The organism is Candidatus Nitrospira nitrificans (genome assembly GCF_001458775.1).
GTDB classification, from domain to species: Bacteria; Nitrospirota; Nitrospiria; order Nitrospirales; family Nitrospiraceae; genus Nitrospira_D; species Nitrospira_D nitrificans.
The window spans coordinates 1-18,570 of record NZ_CZPZ01000036.1; the positions used below are offsets into that span (position 1 = coordinate 1).

General features: G+C 56.9%; 19 protein-coding genes. 18 read left to right on the top strand and 1 reads right to left on the bottom strand.

What is annotated here, in order from left to right; all coding sequences use genetic code 11:
- The 12 genes from urtA to COMA2_RS18900 form a co-directional block, all read left to right on the top strand.
- Window positions 1–1,305, top strand: a 1,305-nt coding sequence (gene urtA, locus COMA2_RS18845) for an urea ABC transporter substrate-binding protein (RefSeq protein ID WP_217490830.1), incomplete at its 5' end; no start/stop codon positions are given.
- A 77-nt stretch (window positions 1,306–1,382) separates the two neighbouring features.
- Window positions 1,383–1,586 carry a hypothetical protein gene (locus tag COMA2_RS20580; RefSeq protein ID WP_217490831.1) on the top strand — a complete coding sequence of 68 codons (204 nt, stop codon included), beginning with the start codon at window positions 1,383–1,385 and terminating at the stop codon, window positions 1,584–1,586.
- Between the two features lie 398 nt (window positions 1,587–1,984).
- On the top strand, window positions 1,985–3,547 hold the full coding sequence (gene urtB, locus COMA2_RS18855) for an urea ABC transporter permease subunit UrtB (protein WP_090902198.1): 1,563 nt from the start codon (window positions 1,985–1,987) through the stop codon (window positions 3,545–3,547).
- Complete coding sequence (gene urtC, locus COMA2_RS18860; RefSeq protein WP_217490832.1) at window positions 3,540–4,673, top strand: urea ABC transporter permease subunit UrtC; 1,134 nt, start codon at window positions 3,540–3,542, stop codon at window positions 4,671–4,673. The genes urtB and urtC overlap by 8 nt, the downstream gene beginning before the upstream one ends.
- Complete coding sequence (gene urtD / locus COMA2_RS18865; RefSeq protein ID WP_217490833.1) at window positions 4,670–5,434, top strand: urea ABC transporter ATP-binding protein UrtD; 765 nt, start codon at window positions 4,670–4,672, stop codon at window positions 5,432–5,434. The genes urtC and urtD overlap by 4 nt, the downstream gene beginning before the upstream one ends.
- Before the next feature lie 24 nt (window positions 5,435–5,458).
- Window positions 5,459–6,193 carry an urea ABC transporter ATP-binding subunit UrtE gene (gene urtE, locus COMA2_RS18870; RefSeq protein WP_090902200.1) on the top strand — a complete coding sequence of 245 codons (735 nt, stop codon included), beginning with the start codon at window positions 5,459–5,461 and terminating at the stop codon, window positions 6,191–6,193.
- Window positions 6,194–6,565: 372 nt separating this feature from the next.
- Window positions 6,566–6,868 carry an urease subunit gamma gene (locus tag COMA2_RS18875; protein WP_090902203.1) on the top strand — a complete coding sequence of 101 codons (303 nt, stop codon included), beginning with the start codon at window positions 6,566–6,568 and terminating at the stop codon, window positions 6,866–6,868.
- Window positions 6,869–7,062: 194 nt separating this feature from the next.
- On the top strand, window positions 7,063–7,734 hold the full coding sequence (locus COMA2_RS20965; protein ID WP_281176471.1) for an urease subunit beta: 672 nt from the start codon (window positions 7,063–7,065) through the stop codon (window positions 7,732–7,734).
- The gene (gene ureC, locus COMA2_RS18885; RefSeq protein ID WP_090902206.1) at window positions 7,731–9,455 is read left to right on the top strand and encodes an urease subunit alpha; all 1,725 of its coding nucleotides are present in this window, start codon (window positions 7,731–7,733) and stop codon (window positions 9,453–9,455) included. The genes COMA2_RS20965 and ureC overlap by 4 nt, the downstream gene beginning before the upstream one ends.
- An 84-nt stretch (window positions 9,456–9,539) precedes the next feature.
- Window positions 9,540–10,226 carry an urease accessory protein UreF gene (locus tag COMA2_RS18890; protein ID WP_139077509.1) on the top strand — a complete coding sequence of 229 codons (687 nt, stop codon included), beginning with the start codon at window positions 9,540–9,542 and terminating at the stop codon, window positions 10,224–10,226.
- Window positions 10,227–10,326: 100 nt separating this feature from the next.
- Window positions 10,327–10,998, top strand: a complete 672-nt coding sequence (gene ureG / locus COMA2_RS18895) for an urease accessory protein UreG (protein WP_090902612.1) — start codon at window positions 10,327–10,329, stop codon at window positions 10,996–10,998.
- A complete protein-coding gene (locus COMA2_RS18900; protein WP_090902212.1) occupies window positions 10,995–11,960 on the top strand; it encodes an urease accessory protein UreD in 966 nt (321 codons plus the stop codon). Before ureG ends, COMA2_RS18900 begins: the two co-directional genes overlap by 4 nt.
- A 52-nt stretch (window positions 11,961–12,012) precedes the next feature.
- Here COMA2_RS18900 and COMA2_RS18905 read toward each other — a convergent pair whose 3' ends face one another.
- On the bottom strand, window positions 12,013–12,891 hold the full coding sequence (locus tag COMA2_RS18905) for an acyl-CoA desaturase (RefSeq protein ID WP_090902215.1): 879 nt from the start codon (window positions 12,889–12,891) through the stop codon (window positions 12,013–12,015).
- A gap of 349 nt (window positions 12,892–13,240) precedes the next feature.
- On the opposite strand from COMA2_RS18905, the gene COMA2_RS18910 reads away from it, so the two are divergent.
- From COMA2_RS18910 to COMA2_RS18935, 6 genes are all read left to right on the top strand, one after another.
- Window positions 13,241–14,035, top strand: a complete 795-nt coding sequence (locus COMA2_RS18910; RefSeq protein ID WP_090902218.1) for a hypothetical protein — start codon at window positions 13,241–13,243, stop codon at window positions 14,033–14,035.
- 89 nt (window positions 14,036–14,124) lie between these two features.
- Entirely contained in the window at window positions 14,125–14,877 is a 753-nt protein-coding gene (locus tag COMA2_RS20970) for a septal ring lytic transglycosylase RlpA family protein (RefSeq protein WP_217490834.1), read from the top strand.
- Window positions 14,878–15,043: 166 nt separating this feature from the next.
- Window positions 15,044–16,024 carry a methyltransferase gene (locus COMA2_RS18920; RefSeq protein WP_090902221.1) on the top strand — a complete coding sequence of 327 codons (981 nt, stop codon included), beginning with the start codon at window positions 15,044–15,046 and terminating at the stop codon, window positions 16,022–16,024.
- Between the two features lie 78 nt (window positions 16,025–16,102).
- Complete coding sequence (locus COMA2_RS18925) at window positions 16,103–16,819, top strand: DUF420 domain-containing protein (RefSeq protein ID WP_090902224.1); 717 nt, start codon at window positions 16,103–16,105, stop codon at window positions 16,817–16,819.
- A 42-nt stretch (window positions 16,820–16,861) separates the two neighbouring features.
- A complete protein-coding gene (locus COMA2_RS18930; protein WP_090902227.1) occupies window positions 16,862–17,407 on the top strand; it encodes a PCP reductase family protein in 546 nt (181 codons plus the stop codon).
- Between the two features lie 48 nt (window positions 17,408–17,455).
- Window positions 17,456–18,565 carry a hypothetical protein gene (locus COMA2_RS18935; RefSeq protein WP_139077511.1) on the top strand — a complete coding sequence of 370 codons (1,110 nt, stop codon included), beginning with the start codon at window positions 17,456–17,458 and terminating at the stop codon, window positions 18,563–18,565.
- Window positions 18,566–18,570: the final 5 nt, after the last annotated feature.

The following is an 18,570-nucleotide window of genomic DNA, read 5'->3' on the forward strand; positions in this document are numbered from 1 at the left end:
GGGTCCTCACGGCCGCAGTCTCTTGCGCGGAGCGGGCGTGTAGCGGCAGGCGTCGGCGTGGCGGCGCTCGTGGGCAATTTGGGCCAGTACGCCCTGTCGTATGCGGCGGGCGGCCCGCCGATCAAGATCGGCGTGTTGCATTCGTTGAGCGGGACCATGGCGATCAGCGAAGTGTCGTTGCGGGATGTGGTGCTGATGGCCGTGGAGGAGATCAACAAGGCGGGCGGGGTGATGGGCCGACCGGTGGAGGCGAAAGTCGTCGATCCCGCGTCGAACTGGGACCTCTTCGCCGAAAAAGCCAAGCAGCTGCTGTTGGAAGACAAAGTGTCGGTGGTGTTCGGCTGCTGGACGTCGGTCAGCCGCAAATCCGTGTTGCCGGTGTTTGAAAAGAACAACGGGTTGCTCTTCTATCCCGTCCAGTACGAAGGCGAAGAGTGCTCGCGCAACGTGTTCTATACCGGCGCGGCGGTCAATCAGCAGGCGGCCCCGGCGGTGGAATACTTGATGAGCCCCGAGGGCGGGGGCTACAAGAAGTTTTATCTGCTCGGGACCGACTACGTTTATCCGCGCACGACCAACAAGATCTTGCGGGCCATGTTATTGGCGAAGGGCGTGCCGGCGGCCAACATCGGGGAAGAATACACGCCGTTTCATCACCAGGACTATCAAACCATTTGCGGCACGATCAAGAAGTTCGCCGCCGGGGGGGGCGCGGCCGTCATCAGCACCATCAACGGGGACAGCAACGTGCCGTTCTATAAAGAGTTCGGCAATCAAGGGTTGCGCGCCGAAGACGCGCCGATCATGGCGTTCAGCGTGGCGGAGGATGAGTTGCGCGGCATGGACACGAGCGCGCTGGTCGGGCACTTGGCGGCCTGGAATTATTACCAAAGCGTGGACACGCCGCAAAACAAGAAGTTCGTGGCGAACTTCAAGGCGTATTGCAAGAAGAACAACCTGCCCGATGGGGAGAATCGGGTCACCGACGACCCCATCGAAGCCGCGTACTTCGGCGTCTACGTGTGGAAGCAAGCCGTGGAAAAAGCGGGATCGATCGAGGTGGACAAGGTGCGCAAGGCGGTCTACGGGCAAAAGTTCCTGGCGCCGGGCGGGCAGATCATGATGGATGAGGCCAATCAGCATACGCACAAGCCGGTGCTGATCGGCGAAATTCTGAAGAACGGTCAGTTCAAGACGATTTGGCGGTCCAAGGGCTTGGTGAAACCCGAGCCCTGGAGCGAGTACACCAATCCCGAGAAGGGCTGCGATTGGATCAATCATCAAGGGACCTATCAGAAGAAATAGGCGCGGGCCGCGAGACGGTTTCACGGGCCGCGCTGACAATGGGTCCATCGTCTGTCAGGGGGGTGCTGGAATCTTTCTTGACGAAGATTCCAGCCCTCGTGTTGGGACTGTCAGTTGCCAAAGTTCATGCACGGAGGTTTGTTTGTGATGAGCTTGGCCCGCTCCCGATGCATGTGTGCACGCTTGTGTGGGATTCGCTGGTCGCTCCGATCGAACCTGCGCGTATCAAGCTCAAGAGCGAGGACGCGGCTCTCCAGAGTGCGGCGGCGCTCTTGCAGTAAACTCGACGGTTCCGCTTCCCTAGGGGATCTCCCGCCAATCTTTCAGGATTTCCCCGATAGAACTACGCCGTCTTTTATGAGATATCTAACGCCGCAACATGGATAGAATGATTACTGCATCAATTAGTGTGGATACACCACTTCAAGGGCATGCACCGGTTTTAAGGCTTGGTGAAACCTGAACCGTGGAGTGATTAGGCGAACCCAGAGAAGGAGTGCAATTGGGTGAATCATCACGAGACCTATCAGAAGTAGCGATAGGGCGGGTTCGATCACGAATGTGGACTGCGTGTCAGGCTTTGTCCGGTGGTCCATGTCCGATCCATGTATTCGATGAAGAGCGGCGCGGACGGGCCTGACCGATATTGGGCCGGACGCTATCACCAAAATGGAGATCCATGCGTAGAGGATTAGTTCCATTCTCCAAAATCGTTATTGTTCTTTTCCTCCTGATCGTTTCACAAGGAACGACAGTGGCAGGGCAACCGTTGGCTACGGAGGCTGCCGCAGTAGCCGCCTCTCCGATCGAACAAGCACTTCTCGACATCAAAAGCGAGGATGCGGCGGTTCGGAGCGCGGCGGCGGCGCTCCTCATCGAAAAGGGAGATGCCAGTCTTCTATCGGCACTCGATGCAATTCGTGCCGAGGCGGATCGGGCGACCCGGCAAGCCATCAAGCCCGTGATCGATCTACTGAAGAACCATGCCAATCTCACCAGTGACCAGTCGGATACCCGACGGTCAGCCGCCGCCGATCTGGTCGGCACCGGCCGACCGGAAGCCATTGCCTGGCTGGAGCAGGCGGCGGTGAAGGAGCCCGTCTGGTGGGTCAAGTACACGATGGAGGAATCCGCACAGCTGCTTCGGCTTCGTGCTGACAATCACGCTGTCCGAGTGGTTGCTGTCAAGAAGCTCGGAGAGCTCCGCAGTCAGAACGGTGTGCCGGTGCTCAAAGAATTCGTGGACGTCGGCGCCCAGAGCGGGGCTACGGACGAGCAGCGCGCGTTGGCGGACGCGGCCCACGCGTCGATCCGACAGATTGAGTCGTGGAGTTGGTGGGCGGGCGCCATCGAGACCTTCTTCCGGGGCATCAGTCTCAGTTCGATTCTGTTGATCATGTCCCTGGGCCTGGCGATCGTCTTCGGCTTGATGGGCGTCATCAATATGGCGCACGGCGAGTTGATGATGATCGGCGCCTATGCCACGTTCGTCACGCAACAAGCGTTTATCGCCTGGGTGTCTCCCGAGATGTTTGACTGGTACTTCCCTGTGGCGTTACCCGTCGCCTTTCTTGCGGCCGCGGCATTCGGGTGGCTGCTCGAGGCCACCGTCGTGCGCTTTCTCTACGGCCGCCTGCTGGAAACCCTGTTGGCGACGTGGGGCGTGAGTTTGATCCTCATGCAGGCGGCTCGGGTGTATTTCGGCGATCTGACGGCGGTCATTGCGCCGCAGGCGCTGCGAGGTGGGGCGCAGGTGATGGTCGGGGTCTACCTTCCGTACAATAGGATTTTCATCATCATCTTGTCGATTGCCTGTGTCCTGGGGATTTACTTTTTGCTCTTCCGATCAAATCTTGGGATTCGGGTCCGGTCGGTCACGCAAAACCGCAATATGAGCGCCTGTCTTGGGATCCCGACCCGCAAAGTGGACTCCTATACCTTTGCCTTTGCCTCCGGGTTGGCTGGAATCGCAGGTTGGGCCCTCACGATGGTGGGGAATGTCGATCCCGGACTCGGGCAGAACTATATCGTCGATGCCTTCATGGTCGTGGTGACCGGAGGCGTGGGGAAACTCGCCGGCACGATCTGGGCTTCGTTAGGGATCGGCGGGCTGAACAAACTGATTGAACCGGTCAGTGGAGCCGTCTATGGAAAGGTCTTTATCCTGGTCGGTGTGATTTTATTCTTGCAATGGCGGCCGCAGGGTTTGTTTGCCGCAAAAGGACGCAGCGCCGATGCCTGAACAAATGGTCGCTCGCCAGGACAGCCGAGAAACATTGTCCTTCTATGTGACAGGGCTCATTTTGTTGCTGGTCCTGCCGTTATTGAATGTGCTGACTCCTGAGGACTCCTGGCTCCACCTCTCAGATTTTCGCTTGAATCAATTCGGCAAGTTCTTGTGTTTTGCCATTCTCGCGCTTGGACTCGACCTGATCTGGGGTTATTGCGGTGTGCTCAGCATGGGGCAGGGGGTCTTTTTCGGGTTCGGCGCCTATTGCATGGGGATGTATCTGGCCCTGCAGATCGGGAAGGAAAGTGTGTATGGAAGCGAGCTCCCGGACTTTATGGTCTGGACGCAGGTCAAAGAATTGCCGTTCTTTTGGTATCCATTCAAGAGTTTTGCAGGTGCATTCTTGGGGGCTATTCTTGTTCCTGTGCTCTTCGCGACGATATTCGGGTTTCTGGCGTTTCGCAGCCGCATCAAGGGCGTCTATTTTGCCATTATCACCCAGGCCTTGGCCTTTGCCGCCTGGCTGGTATTCAATCGGAACGAGACGCGGCTGGGTGGCACGAATGGGTTGACGGATTTTAAGCAATTGCTCGGGTACCGTCTCTCGGACCCGTCGACCCAACGAGGATTGTATATCATCACGGTTCTCGCGCTCGGGGCGGCGTATCTCTTCTGTCGGTGGATTGTGGCCTCACGCGCGGGCAAGGTCCTCATTGCGATCCGCGACAGTGAATCCCGCGTCACGTTTTCGGGCTACACTCCCTGGATGTACAAGCTCTTTGTCTTCGTGGTCTCCGCGGGACTGGCTGGATTGGCGGGTATGCTGTATGTGCCGCAGGTGGGCATCATTACCCCTGCCCAGATTGGGGTGTTGCCGTCGCTGGAGGTGGTTATCTGGGTGGCGGTCGGCGGGCGGGGCACGTTAATCGGCGCTGTCTTGGGAGCGGTGGCTGTGAATTATGGCCGCAGCGTGTTGACCAACTACTTCCCGGAGGCCTGGCCGTTTATCCTCGGCGGACTCTTTGTGGTCGTGGTGACGATGTTCCCGGACGGACTGCTGGGGATGATTCGGAAGGTGACCGAGCGCAAGCAAGCCCAGGCGCCGATGATCAAGGCGGAAGGGAGGACCGCGGCGTGACCGACGGAGACCTGATTCTCAACTGCGAAAACGTCGTCATGGACTACGACGGATTCAAGGCGCTGAACAACTGTAACTTTAGTGTCCATTATAATGAGTTGCGTGTCGTGATCGGTCCGAACGGAGCCGGCAAGACAACGCTCTTGGATGTGATCTGTGGCAAAACCAAACCCACCTCTGGGAAGATCATGTTCGGCAAGGGGACCAATTTAGTTGGCAAGAACGCCGAAGACATCACGAAGCTCGGAGTTGGTCGGAAGTTTCAGGCGCCGTCGGTCTATGGCAACTTATCGGTCTGGCAGAACCTGGATCTGTCGGTCAAGCGCCCGAGTAAGGGCGTCTTCCCGACCTTGATAGGCCGGTCGTCGCCGGCCGAGCGCGCGCGCATTGAGGAGACGTTGGAGACCATCGGCTTATCACCCCATGCCCATGATCGTGCCGGGTCCTTGTCGCATGGCCAAAAGCAATGGTTGGAGATCGGCATGGTCATTTTGCAAGACCCCTCGCTGCTCTTGGTCGATGAGCCGGTCGCCGGCATGAGCGATAAGGAAACGGAGCAGACCGGGCGCTTACTGATGGAACTGTCTGAAAAACACGCGATCGTCGTGATCGAGCATGACATGGATTTTGTGAAGCAGATCGCGAAGATCGTCACGGTGTTGGCGGAAGGCACGGTCATTTGCGAAGGCACGGTCGAAACGGTGCAAGCGGACGATCATGTCCGCGAAATCTACCTCGGACGGGCCAAGGTCGCGCATTAGCTTCAGAACGGAAACGATCAGCGTATGGCACAAGAGACAACACGAGTCACGTTGGCACTGGAAAACATCAACGCGTACTACGGCGAAAGTCATATTCTGCGGGATGTCTCCTTCACCATTGAGCCGGGGGAGGTGGTGTGCCTGATGGGCCGAAACGGGATGGGCAAGACGACCACGTTGAAGACCCTGACGGGGTTGCTGCCGGCTCGGTCAGGCACCATTACGTTTGATGGGCGAGACATCACGCAGGATCGCACGGATCTCCGGGCCAAACGCGGGCTGGCGTATGTGCCGCAAGGGCGCGAGATTATCCCGCACCTGACGGTGCATCAGAATCTGCTGCTCGGGTACTGGAACCGCCCTGCCATCACGGGCGATGTTTCCGAAAAGGACGCCTTTAACGAGGTCTACCACCTCTTTCCGAAGTTGACGCAGATTCTCCATCGCCCGGGCGGGGTCTTGAGCGGGGGGGAGCAACAGCAGCTGGCGATCGGACGAGCCATCCTCTCCAGTCCCAAGCTCCTGCTGCTGGATGAACCGACGGAAGGCATTCAACCCTCGATCGTCGATCAGATCGAGGACGTCATTCTTGGCTTTAAGCAGTCGCGCCGGTTCGCGATCCTGTTGGTGGAACAGGGCCTCCATTTTGCCGCTCGGCTGGCGGAAAAGTACGTGGTCATGGCCAAAGGGGCCGTGATGGCTCAGGGCAAAAGCACCGAGTTGAATGCCGATATGGTCCGGCACCATTTGACGGTATAAAGGCTTGTCCGCTTTGCGATCAGCGTCGGGTTGATGTCGTCATAATCCTGACTTCGCAAACTTCCATCTATTTTCCATACCTTTCGGTAAATTTTACGAATCTCCTCAGTGATGTCCCCCTCTGTTTTCAGGGGATTCCCGATAGGCCTATGTTGTTTCTTCCAATATGCTACAGGTCAAAGTACAACATGGTGAGGCAACTCCTGATCGTATAAGGTATAAGGATGGAAACATATTCTGGACAGGCGACTCTTTTCCGTAGTAAAAGGTCTCGTTTTCCTCATGAAGATTTCAAGAACCCATATAGATAGCCTCACGACATCGGTTTGATTAAGAGAAGCAGTAGAACTACAGTCTTAGAGAGGAGGAGCTATGCGTTTAAGTCCGAGAGAGCAAGACAAGCTGATGATTTACGTGGCGGGGCAGCTCGCGACCGACCGAAAAAAACGCGGTCTCAAGCTCAATCACCCGGAGGCGGTCGCCTACCTGACCGCGGCGGTATTGGAAGGAATCCGAGATGGAAAATCTGTGGCGGAGCTCATGACCTACGGGACTCAGTTGTTGTCGCGTAAGGACGTGATGCCTGGTGTGCCGGAAATGATCCGTGAATTCCAGGTTGAGGGGACGTTCCCCGATGGAACCAAACTCGTGACGGTTCACAATCCGATCCCGTAAGCGGTAGACATCTCACGTGAACGATAGACAATGAGAGAAGCCGGTCCCTCCAAGTGTCTTTCGAGTTCAACTGGCAGCGGAGATGAGTTCAGTTTGAAGTCTGACACGAGTTGGTGCTCACACGTCCTGTCTGGAGTGGAAGCCTCAATGAAGGGTCGCACATCAATACGCGTATGAACAAGGAGAGATGGTACATGAAAACGAAAGCACCACAAGGTTCTGGAGAGGGCAATGAAGGGCAAACGGCTTCCGAACAAACAGGAACTTCGCGGCGGCAGTTTCTTGCGCGGAGCGGGCGTGTAGCGGCAGGGGTCGGTGCCGCCTCGCTCTTGAGCAACCCCGGTCAAGCCGGACTGTCGTTTGCTGCGACTGAATCACTGATCACAAAGGTCAGCGGAACAGGAGGAGTCAAGATGAAAAAAGTGGACGCGCCGCAGAGATCGAAGGAGGCGTTAGCCGCAGCGGTCAGGGCTGAGTTGAACGCCCCGATCATCCCTGGTGAGATCATGACGGTGGCGGGCGATATCGAGATGTTGAAAGGACGCGAGACCAAGGAAGTAACGGTCAAGAACTTAGGTGATCGTCCGATTCAGGTCGGTTCGCACTGTCATTTCTTCGAGTCCAATCGTGCGCTCAAGTTCGATCGTGAGCAGGCGTTCGGCTTTCGGCTGGCTGTTCCGGCCGGCACGGCAGTCCGCTTTGAGCCGGGTGAAGAAAAGAAAGTGACGCTCGTGGCACTGGCTGGGAATCGACTGATGCAGGGTGTCAACGGATTGACTGAAGGGCTGTTGGATGATCCGAAAGTCAAAGCCAAGGCCGTGGGACTCGCCGCTGATCGCGGATTTGGAAAAGGAGGCGCACGGTGAAAATTTCACGCAAGCAATATGCATCTCTGTATGGACCTACGACCGGCGATCGTGTCCGACTGGCCGACACGGACTTGATCATCGAAGTCGAGGAAGATCGGACTGTCCCCGGTGAAGAAGCCGTCTTCGGCGGCGGGAAAACCATTCGTGACGGCATGGGGCAGTCCGCGCGCGCGACCAGCACCAGCGGGCAGCTCGACTGCGTGATCACGAACGCGCTCATCCTTGACTACACCGGTGTCATCAAGGCCGACATCGGCATCAAGGACGGCCGGATCGTCGGGATCGGCAAGGCGGGCAACTCTGATCTCATGGCGGGTGTGACGCCAGGCATGGAAATCGGCCCAGGGACGGAAGCGATTTCCGGCGAAGGCAAGATCGTCACGGCCGGTGGCATTGATACGCACATTCACTTCATTTGCCCGCAGCAATGTTGGGAGGCGTTGTCGGCCGGGTTGACCACGATGATCGGTGGTGGGACTGGTCCTTCAAGCGGAACCAGTGCGACCACCTGTACGCCTGGTCCATGGAACATCCATCGGATGTTGGAAGCGTCGGAAGGTATCCCGATCAATCTCGGTTTCATGGGGAAGGGAAATGCGTCAAGACCTGAAGGGTTAAATGAGCAAATCGAAGCGGGGGCTCTTGGCTTGAAGCTGCATGAAGATTGGGGCACCACACCGAAGGCCATCGATACTTGCTTGAGCGTGGCTGATCGGTATGATGTGCAGGTGGCCATCCACACCGATACGCTCAATGAAGCCGGTTATATCGAGGATACGATCAAGGCGATCAAGGGAAGAACCATCCATAGCTTCCATACGGAAGGTGCAGGCGGTGGTCACGCACCGGACATCATCAAGATTTGTGGTGAGCCGAACGTGTTGCCGTCTTCAACCAACCCCACGATGCCTTTTACGGTCAATACGATGGATGAGCATCTGGACATGTTGATCGTGTGTCACAATTTGAATCCACGGATTCCCGAAGACGTTGCGTTTGCAGAGTCCCGTATCCGACGTGAAACCATTGCGGCAGAAGATATCTTGCATGATTTGGGCGCAATCAGCATCATGTCTTCAGACTCACAGGCCATGGGTCGAATCGGAGAGGTCATCACCAGGACCTGGCAAACGGCTCATAAAATGAAGGCCCAGCGGGGACACCTCACACCGGTCGGTGGGAGGGACTCCGGCCAGAACGACAACTTTCGGGCCAGGCGTTACATTGCCAAGTACACGATCAATCCAGCGATCACGCATGGCATCGCCCATGAGGTCGGGTCTATTGAGGTTGGAAAGATCGCTGACTTGGTCGTCTGGAAGCCGGAGTTTTTCGGTGTAAAGCCGGAAATGGTATTAAAAAGCGGCTTTATCGCTCAAGCGCAGATGGGCGATCCCAATGCCTCGATCCCGACACCGGAGCCAACCATCAGCCGGCCGATGTTCGGCGCATTTGGGCGTGCGTTGTCCAGCACCAGCTTTACCTTCATATCGCAGGCGGCCATGGATCATGAGATTCCCAAACGCCTTGGTCTGCAGCGGAGGGTGGCGGCAGTCAAGAACTGTCGGAATATCGGGAAGCGCGATCTCAAGCTGAATGATGCGCTTCCAAAAGTAGAAGTTCATCCGGAGACCTATATTGTGACCGCGGACGGTGTGCCGCTCACGTGTGAGCCGGCCATTGTGTTGCCGTTGGCACAACGGTATCAATTGTTCTAACCAACAAGACAGTCGGCTCGACTATCCATGTGGAGTCATCGGCCACGGTAGTCGGCCGGCTGTTGTTGTTTGTCTATTCGTAACATGAATACCCCCGCATTACTCGAAGGGTTACGGTTCGTCGATACGTTTTTCCCCTCCGGAGGCTACGCCTTTTCATCAGGGTTGGAAGCAGCGGTACAGGCCGGAGCTGTGAAGACGTCCGATCAGCTGGCCAAGTACGTCGAAGATTTGTTGCGTGGGGGTATGAGTCGCCGGGAGGTGCTTGCCGTCAAGCAGGCAAATCACGCGGCCTCGAAAGGATTGCTGGAGCTAGCGGTCCAGATCGATCGAGTGCTCGAAGCAACCAAGCTTGGGCGAGAATCGCGCATGGCCAGCCGCCAGATGGGGCGACAAGTGATCAGGGTCGCGGCGGATCAGATTCGAGCCAAGTCGATCCTGAATGAATATCGTGATGAAATGGAGGCTGATCGTGCACCGGGACATCTTGCAGTGACGTTCGGACTGACTATGGGTAGCTGCGGTTGGAGTCCAGAGGAAACTGCCGGCGCCTTCTTGTATCAAACGGCCGTGGGGTTTATCTCATCGGCGATGCGGCTGAGTCCCATCGGTCAACATGAGGGACAGCGCATCCTGGGCGAATGGCTTCCATTGATTGAACGGATCAGTCGGGAGGTTGATCTCGATACGGCCATGAGCTCATGGTCACCTATCCAAGATATTTATGCGATGCGTCATGGCTCCCTGGAATGGAGACTGTTTCGATCGTAAGGAGAAAAGAGCAGATAGCTGATGGCATATAGCGTATAACGGGAGGAAGGAGAAGAGGCTCGTGGCTATCAGCCATTGGCCATTCGCTCCTTGTATTATCATGCATGATCTTAATCGTGAGCATAGCCACAATTGGACTCCGACTCAGGCCAGAAAACAAGGCATTCCGGTCCTCGGTATCGGAGGTCCCGTCGGTTCGGGGAAGACCGCGCTGGTGGAAGCGCTGTGTCAGCGGTTGCGCGATCGCTTCAGCCTCGCTGCCGTGACCAACGATATTTTCACGAAAATCGACGCCGAAATTCTGACCAAACGTGCCGCACTTCCGGTCGATCGGATTCTTGGCGTGGAAACCGGAGGCTGTCCCCATACGGCGATCCGTGAGGACGCGTCACATAACCAGGAAGCCATTGATGATCTGCTGCGCCGGCATCCGGATGTGGAGTTGATCTTCTTGGAAAGCGGCGGGGATAACCTTGCGGCCACGTTCAGCCCGGAACTGGTGGACCATGTCATCTATGTGATTGATGTGTCGGGCGGTGACAAGATTCCACGGAAGGGTGGACCGGGGATCACGCGATCTGATTTCCTCGTCATCAACAAGATGGATTTGGCTCCGCATGTGCGTGCCGATCTCTCCGTCATGGATCGAGATACCCGCAAGATGCGCGGTGAACTTCCCTTTGTCTTCACCAATATCCTGTCCGGGGAAGGAATGGATGCGGTCGTGGCGTGGGTTGAACAGCGTATCCCGCAACGAGTCAAGCGTCCATGACCACGCCGACGCGGCAGGGACAACGGAAGAGCACGGCTCGGAAAACGGGCACGTCTCAACCAAGGACATCATCTCGGGCAAGCTCATCCACCAGGACGAAAAAATCTCCTGGACGGTTTGCGACAGAGTTAGTCGGGCGGGTCGGAGAACTGACGCTCGACTACGCGAAACGCGATCACCGAACCATTATTTCGCACTCCTATTTCACAACGCCGTGGAAATTGCTTCCTCCCATCTATCTTGATGACACGGGAGCCGCCTACACGCTGCTGGTCAATCCCTCCGGCGGTCTTGTCGGCGGTGATCATCTGTCCATCGACATGAACGTGGGGCAGGACGCGCATGTCCTGATTTCTGCCCCTTCTGCCAACCGTGTCTATAGGACAGAAGGAAAGGTGTCCGAACAGCACGTCACTATCACGGTCGGGTCCGGCGCGGTGCTCGAGTGGTTCCCTGAACATACGATCCCTTTTGCCGGTTCTCGATTTCGACAGGTACTCCAAGCCACTCTGGCGCCTGGCGCAACACTCTTATTATGGGATGCTGTCGCCTCCGGCCGTATCGCCAGAGGGGAGCGGTGGGCATTTACGGACCTGGGAAACGACATCCGAATCACGACGGCGTCCGGCAGTACGCTGCTTGAGCGCTATCTTCTTGATCCATCCACGGACTTAGGCCGTGTCGGGTTGGCGGAAGAATGGAACTATGTGGCGTCGCTCTATGTGGTGAACGACGCGACGCCCCCGGAGGTATGGACCGCACTGGAATCGACAATCGCCACGATCTTGGACACTCGTCCAGGAGAAGTCTTGGGAGGTGTGTCTGCCGGCCCTGTCCCGGGGCTTGCCGTCAAGATACTGGCTCGAGCGGCCCCTGACCTTACTGCCATCCTTGATGCGCTATGGGCAGCCGTGCGTGAAGGGTTGTGGAATCTCCCGCCGGTGTCTCTACGGAAATACTAAGCACGCCGCTCGTTTGTCTGCCGCGAATTGTAGTGCTGAGGATTGGTAACGGTTAGGAGTTTGAAGCTTTGCTCTCGGCGGAGGAGGCGGTGCGGAGCGACCAGGCCAATCCGAACAGTGACAGCGTGAAAATCAGCCATTTCGATGGGTCGAAATTATACCAGCGGGGACCGTTTCGGTAATCGCTTTGGTAGGTGTGGTGGTAATTGTGATATCCCTCGCCGAACGTCAGAAGCGAGACCAACCAGCTGTCGCGGCTTGAATCCGCTTGGCCATGGGGTTGGCTCCCCCACAGATGGCACACTGAATTGATACAAAAGGTCGAATTCAGCACGGCAAATGTCCGGCCGACGCCGGCGAGCATGAAACAGCCGAAGCCGCCGACCCAACCGCCATAGAGAAAGCCCACCACGAACGGGAGTGCCAATCCTGAGAGAAAGATAAGCCCATAATGCCGGTGTTGCCACATGACAATCGGATCTTGCTTGAGCCGTGTGGCATATTTTTCATCCGAGTATCGCCCGTCGGAGAAGAGCCATCCGCAATGGCTATGCCAGAATCCTCGTTGAGCATTGTAAGGATCGGCATCTTGGTCACAGGCGGCATGGTGGCGGATGTGATCAGCTCCCCACTTCAAGGCTGAGTTTTGCAGTGCCCATCCGCCCGCGATGAGTAATCCGGCCTTGACCCAATCGGGACACAGGAAACTTCTGTGCGAAATCAGCCGATGGTAGCCAACCGTAATGCCGAGCCCGGTAATCATGTACAGGAGCCCAAACATGGTCCAGTCCAACCAGGTATACCCATAGATGAAGGCGAAGGCGGGCACCCCGATGAGCGCGCTCCCCACCACAAGAGTGAACAGTAACACTGTCACGTAGATTGGATAGGTACGCCTGAGCGTGACGGCGGATTGTTCGGGTGTTACCATAAACGCACTACTGAGGGAAGGCGCATATCTTCATATGGAGCAGAGCTGTTGTAGATAGTCAGGCCTGAGGAGTCAGGCAACCACTCTTGCAACTTTACCAGGAGTAAGGGCAAAAAATCTACTGGAGCAAGGCAGAGAATAGCCTTTACCAGCCCCTTGTTTCACGTTGACAGCAGGCTGTAAGATTTCATATACATACTCAGTCTGAGTCAAGCTCGCCAGCGATGGTGTGGATGTGTCCACTGTAACGGACGTTGGTTTCGGAACTTTCTTCGCGACCGATGTGAAAATAGAGTGGAGTGAGAAGGTTAGGAACAGGCAGGTTGGTCTATCACAAGGAGGCAGTCCAATGAAGAGTGCGTTATCAATGATGTTTGGTGTGGCAGCCGTCGCGATAGTCGCGGCGCCTCTCACCTCGTATGCGGGCGGAACGATCAGCGGGAAGGTCACGTATGCCGGGAAGGCAGAGCAGAAGGAATTTCTCTTTTCAAAGTTCCCGAATCCAAAGTTTTGTCCTCAGATTCCCGACAAGAGCAAGGTGGACGGCGACAAGCGGTTCTTGAAGCAGATCGAAGTCGCGAAGGATGGTGGTCTCAAAGGCGCGGTCGTTGCGGTTGCGGATATTGAAGATAAGGCGTGGATGGATGGCTATGCCGGCACGGAAGTCGTGGCGGCGTTTTGTGACTTCCAGCCGTTCAGCGGCATCGTCGTCAATACCCGGCCCTTCAAGGTCGAAAACACCGATGCAGATCCTGATGATCCCAAGTCGGTGGCCGGTGTGCTCCACAATCCCCACAGCTTCACCGTGAAGGGCGTATCTTCAGCAACCGGTTTCAATATTGGTCTTGCGAAGAAGGGCGACAAGTTGGATAAGCCCGTGACCTTCCGAGGCGGCGCGGAGAAGGAAGGATACTTCCGTTTACAGTGCGACCAGCATGAGTTCATGCAGTCGTTCTTCCTTCCGGTGTCGAGCCCGCATTTCGCGGTTGTGAAGGATGACGGATCGTTCGAGCTCAAGGACGTTCCTGCCGGGAAGCATAAAGTCATTGCGTGGCATCCGTTCGCCGGCAAAGCCAAGAAGATCGAGTTCGAGGTAGATGTGGCCGATGGCGGCACCGCCAACCTCAAGGCTGAAATCAAGTAAGCCTCGTTTTGTCGATGTGATGTTGAAGGGCAGCGGAGTACCCGCTGCCCTTCGTGTTTTGGTCCTGTTGTTACGATAAGTTCGTCGCCGTGCCTTTATATTTCCGCCGCAAGAAATCAAAGATCAGCCCCCTGCTTCTACTTCCCCTCCTGCTGACGCTTGCATCCTGTTCGGTGATCGAAGGGACCTTCTCAGCGATCAAGAGCACCTTCTCGGTCCTCAAGACCGGCTATCGTGTCGCCAAAAAGACGGTCAAAGGCACGATCTGGGTCGTGCGTGGGACTTATGAATTGACAAAGGAGACCACCACTCTGGTCTATCATATCGGGAAGTTTACCTTTGAGGTGGTCCGGGCTCCCTTGGCGTATCCCTTGATCCGAGACGATATTCAGACCATGGATGGGCTTCCGGTCAAAGAGGCGATCCGGCTTGGACGAGTCAAAGCTGCTCCCTACACCGTCAAGGGTCGGCATTATGCGCCGATGAGTCTGGTCAGCGCACAGACGTATGAGGAGACGGGCTTGGCCTCGTGGTATGGCGAGGAAACCAGACGCCTGCCGGGAGGCCACATGACGGCCAACGGCGAACTGTTCAATCCCAGCGCGTTGACGGCGGCGCACAAGTATCTGCCGCTGCCGATCCATGTCCAGGTGACGAATCTCGAAAATGGAAAGTCGATCATTGTTCGTGTGAATGACCGCGGCCCCTTCCCCAGCCGGCACAACGCCGAGTCAGGGAACCGGATTATCGACCTCAGCCGGGGGGCAGCCGAGCAACTGGGATTTGTCGAACAGGGCGTTGCCAGGGTCCATGTGGAAACCATCCAGTTGGAAGAAGCCTGAACGGAAATCTGACCTCGTCGCATAAGAAATACGAAGTAAGAGTCAGTTCCTCGGCACCTTCAAGGCGGTCTTCGTTGTCCCTCAAGAGGGCATTCCCTGCCTTGTCTTTTCGTTTCCGATCTAGGTAAGATCTGATGTTTGTGGACTATTTGTAGAAGGGCGTGGTGTGTCACGAGAGCTCTCACTCGCGGAAGTTTTCCAGCTGGGCTACTACTGGGAGACTAAGATCCTCTTGACGGCCGTGAAGCTGGACGTCTTTTCCGCCGTCGGTGAGCAACCGAAGGCCGCTCAGGACATTGCCGGTCGACTTCAAGCTGATCCCAACACCTTGAGCCTCCTCTTGAACGCTCTCGTCGCCATGAAGTTGTTGACGAAGGAAGGCGACTGGTATGGCAACTCGTCGACGTCGCTGAAGCACCTTGCCCGGCATTCGGCCCAGTACGTCGGCCATCTGCTGCTCCTGCACGATGCGGAATGGAACAACTGGGGCAAGTTAGAAGAGACGATTCGAACGGGGCGACGGGCGGTGGATCGACATGTCTTCGAGACCGATCCTGAATCGGGAAGCAACGTGCTTGCGGTGCTCAATCGGATCGGCCGGCAAAGCGGCCCCGATTTGGCTAAACGGCTGAAGCTGAGCGGCCGCGAGCGGCTGCTGGATCTGGGCGGCGGCGCCGGGACCAACGCGATTGCCTTCTGCCAGGTGTATCCGGAATTGCCCGCGACGGTCTTTGATCTTCCGGCGACGCTGAAATTAACGGAAAAAACGGTGAAGGACGCGGGGCTTGAGTCACGAATCACCTTGCACGCCGGGGATTTCAATCGAGATCCACTCGGGGGGCCGTACGATGTGGTCTTGATGTCGGATATCCTGCACTATCAAACGTTCCAGATGAATCAGGATTTGGTCAAGAAAGTCTTTGCCTCGCTGGCCCCTGGCGGGCGGTTGGTGATTAAAGATCGGTTCTTGGATGCAGCCGGGACCGGCCCGGCGTGGACGACCGCGTTTGCGGTCCACATCCTTGTTAACACTCAGAAAGGCAGCTGTTTCCAAGCCGGTGAAGCCATGCAATGGCTGAGCGCGGCCGGGTTTGGCTCTGTCATGGAGTTGGAGAAAACCGCTGTTGTGCAAGGGCTGAAGCCATGATGGTCATCAGTCGTTTGGGTCATTGGTCATTAAGAGAGGCCAATGGCGAATGACGATTGACCAGTGACATGTACCGAGATGATGGATTGGTTGCGGGAACCAGGGTTCTTTGGAACGCATGCGACGACGGGAGCGGATCTCAGTCAGTTGATGGCGACGCTTTTCACCGGGCTCTTCATCGTGGGATGGTTCCAAGCTCGTCGGCGAAAGGCCGATGCGCATCATTGGTTGATGTTGGGCGGCATGATCGCCATGCTCAGCTTCTTTATCGCCTATTATCTGTTCCGTCAGCTGGGGGTCCTGGCGTTTGAGGGCAAGGAAGGGTTCGGCGGCTCGCAGTCGCTCTATGATTATGTCTTCATCCCCGTCCTGACGCTCCATATCATTCTCGTCATCATCGGGCTGATTATGGCGGTGTATATGATCGTGTTGGGCTTTCGCTCTCAGCAGTTCCTCGACGGAGTCCGATCCTTACGGGAATCGCGGCTGCTGACGACCTGGAAAAAGATCGGCCTCATCTTTGGTGGAATTGCCGTGGTCGTGCTCGGGCTGTTTTTCTCGCGTGTCGCCACCGCCGGGTTTTCGATGCGGAAGCTGGAAGTGTATGTGATCTTTCTCGCCATCGTGGCCTGTGTGTTTGCGATCGAGATGACGATTCAGCGGATCTGGCCAGACGGCGCGCGGCGGCATCGCGCGCTCGGCCGATTTACGATGGTCATTTACTGTGTCCTCTTCGTGACCGGCAGCTTCACCTACACGATGCTCTATATCCTGTATCCGGGAAAGATTGGTTAGGACGATGCGAAGGCATTCCGAAACGTTTCACGGTGCGTTGTCATGCTGACCTGCGGTTGCGGTCGCTGGATGCATGCGGAAGGAATTGAAGAACGTGCCGTCGAAAGCGGTGTTCCGCAGTGGTTCATTCGTTCAGAATGCAGAGGCTGTGGTCTGAAAGTCGGTGTCGATGTGCCGGAGGAACAGGACCAGGGCCTCGTCGATCGATTGCTCTGGACCGATGAGGCGCTGCACCGATTGGATCGCATGCTGCCGTTTGTGGCAGGGCTTGTGCGGGAGGAAGTGGAGCAGACTATTCGTCGCCAAGGCCGGCGCGTGGTGACGTACGAGACGCTGCTCCGTCCCCGCACCGGGGAGCGCATCGAATGGGACCCGGAGGCGGAACAGCGGTTGGGTCGAGTGCCCGCGCCGGTTCGTGCCATGGCCAAGATCGAGCTCGAGCGCACCGCGGCAGATCGTGGATTGGCTCGTATCACCGTGTCGCTGATGGAAGAGATTAAAGCCAAGTATTTTGGGATGGGTAGCGGGAAGCCCGCTTCCCCCGCTCAGCCCGCGTCGACAAGTCTGCGAGGCGAGCGTGAAGCGTGAAGCGTCAAAAAGACGCCGGGCTTTTCATGCGAAGCGGCGTGACCGGGCATGGCGCTTCAGGCACGGCGTTTTACGAGCGACGGGGTACTGATGCTGCATCGAATGGCCTTGCGCGTGATTCCCAGCTTGAGCCTGGCGGTGACGGAAGATGCCGTCCGCCGAAAGAAGCGGATCGTCATGTTTGTGCCGGGATTGATCGCGTTCGGGGTGTATCGTCTCGCGAAGCATGTCGTTCCGATTGCAGATCCCCTGGTGCTGTTGATGGTCAGTAGTCTGGTGGCGATGGTCACTTCGCTGGTGGCCTATCGAGTTGGTCGGTCGGCCTCGTGGCCTGTCATCGTCCGACAAGATGGAGCTCGCCTTCTCAGCTGGCTGGCCGGGTGGATCGGTGCCGTCTATGGCATTCAGCTTTCGTTGTTGGTCCTGACCCTGTTATGGATCATGAATTATGATTATCTCCAACATCCCGAGGGGCCGGCCATGATGGCGATCATCATCTCCTGCACGGCCGTCGCGCGCGATGCGTTTGAAATCGGTCATGTGCGCAAACTCTCGGTGCTGGGGCGGCCGTTTCTCACGTTTCCCGATGGCGCACAGTTTCGTGTACTGGTGCAGCGCAGAGGGTGGCAATTGGGACCCTGGGCCGCGGTGGGCCTTGGTATGGGTGCGCTGGCGTCCTTATCGGGGGTGGCCATCACGGATGCTCAAGGATCCGCGTTGGCGCAATTGTTGAGCGTGACGGTTCTGGGCGGCGGGCTGGCCCTATGTGCCTATTTCGGCGGACTCTATCCTACTGTGCCATGGGTTCGGACGCTCCGTCAGACCGCTCCAGGAGAGTTGCTGAAGTATTGGTGGTGGCCGGGGATGGCATTTGCCTCGACCTATTATCTGGTGGCGATGGGGCTGCTCTTGTTTGTGGCGAGACAGCCGACGATGACGCCGGGCGCGGCGGCCCTAATGGGAGCGCTGGTCACGGCGATGATGGCGGTGTACGGATATTATCTCGGTGATCGCCGCCATGTCGAAGATGAGCAGGCGCCGCAACTGTCCAGTGGCATGTTACGGTGCCCGTTTGTGATGGGAATTCTCGGGAAGCCGGTCGGTCCTGACGGGGCAGTCGGGGAGTTGACGCTCGGCAAGACCGAAACGAAGGGGTAGAAGCA

Coding starts and splice junctions, on each gene's coding strand:
- urtB (WP_090902198.1), top strand. CDS start 1,985: ATGCGTAGAGGATTAGTTCCATTCTCCAAAATCGTTATTGTTCTTTTC.
- urtC (WP_217490832.1), top strand. CDS start 3,540: ATGCCTGAACAAATGGTCGCTCGCCAGGACAGCCGAGAAACATTGTCC.
- urtE (WP_090902200.1), top strand. CDS start 5,459: ATGGCACAAGAGACAACACGAGTCACGTTGGCACTGGAAAACATCAAC.
- COMA2_RS18875 (WP_090902203.1), top strand. CDS start 6,566: ATGCGTTTAAGTCCGAGAGAGCAAGACAAGCTGATGATTTACGTGGCG.
- COMA2_RS20965 (WP_281176471.1), top strand. CDS start 7,063: ATGAAAACGAAAGCACCACAAGGTTCTGGAGAGGGCAATGAAGGGCAA.
- COMA2_RS18890 (WP_139077509.1), top strand. CDS start 9,540: ATGAATACCCCCGCATTACTCGAAGGGTTACGGTTCGTCGATACGTTT.
- ureG (WP_090902612.1), top strand. CDS start 10,327: ATGCATGATCTTAATCGTGAGCATAGCCACAATTGGACTCCGACTCAG.
- COMA2_RS18900 (WP_090902212.1), top strand. CDS start 10,995: ATGACCACGCCGACGCGGCAGGGACAACGGAAGAGCACGGCTCGGAAA.
- COMA2_RS18905 (WP_090902215.1), bottom strand. CDS start 12,891: ATGGTAACACCCGAACAATCCGCCGTCACGCTCAGGCGTACCTATCCA.
- COMA2_RS18910 (WP_090902218.1), top strand. CDS start 13,241: ATGAAGAGTGCGTTATCAATGATGTTTGGTGTGGCAGCCGTCGCGATA.
- COMA2_RS18925 (WP_090902224.1), top strand. CDS start 16,103: ATGATGGATTGGTTGCGGGAACCAGGGTTCTTTGGAACGCATGCGACG.
- COMA2_RS18930 (WP_090902227.1), top strand. CDS start 16,862: ATGCTGACCTGCGGTTGCGGTCGCTGGATGCATGCGGAAGGAATTGAA.
- COMA2_RS18935 (WP_139077511.1), top strand. CDS start 17,456: ATGGCGCTTCAGGCACGGCGTTTTACGAGCGACGGGGTACTGATGCTG.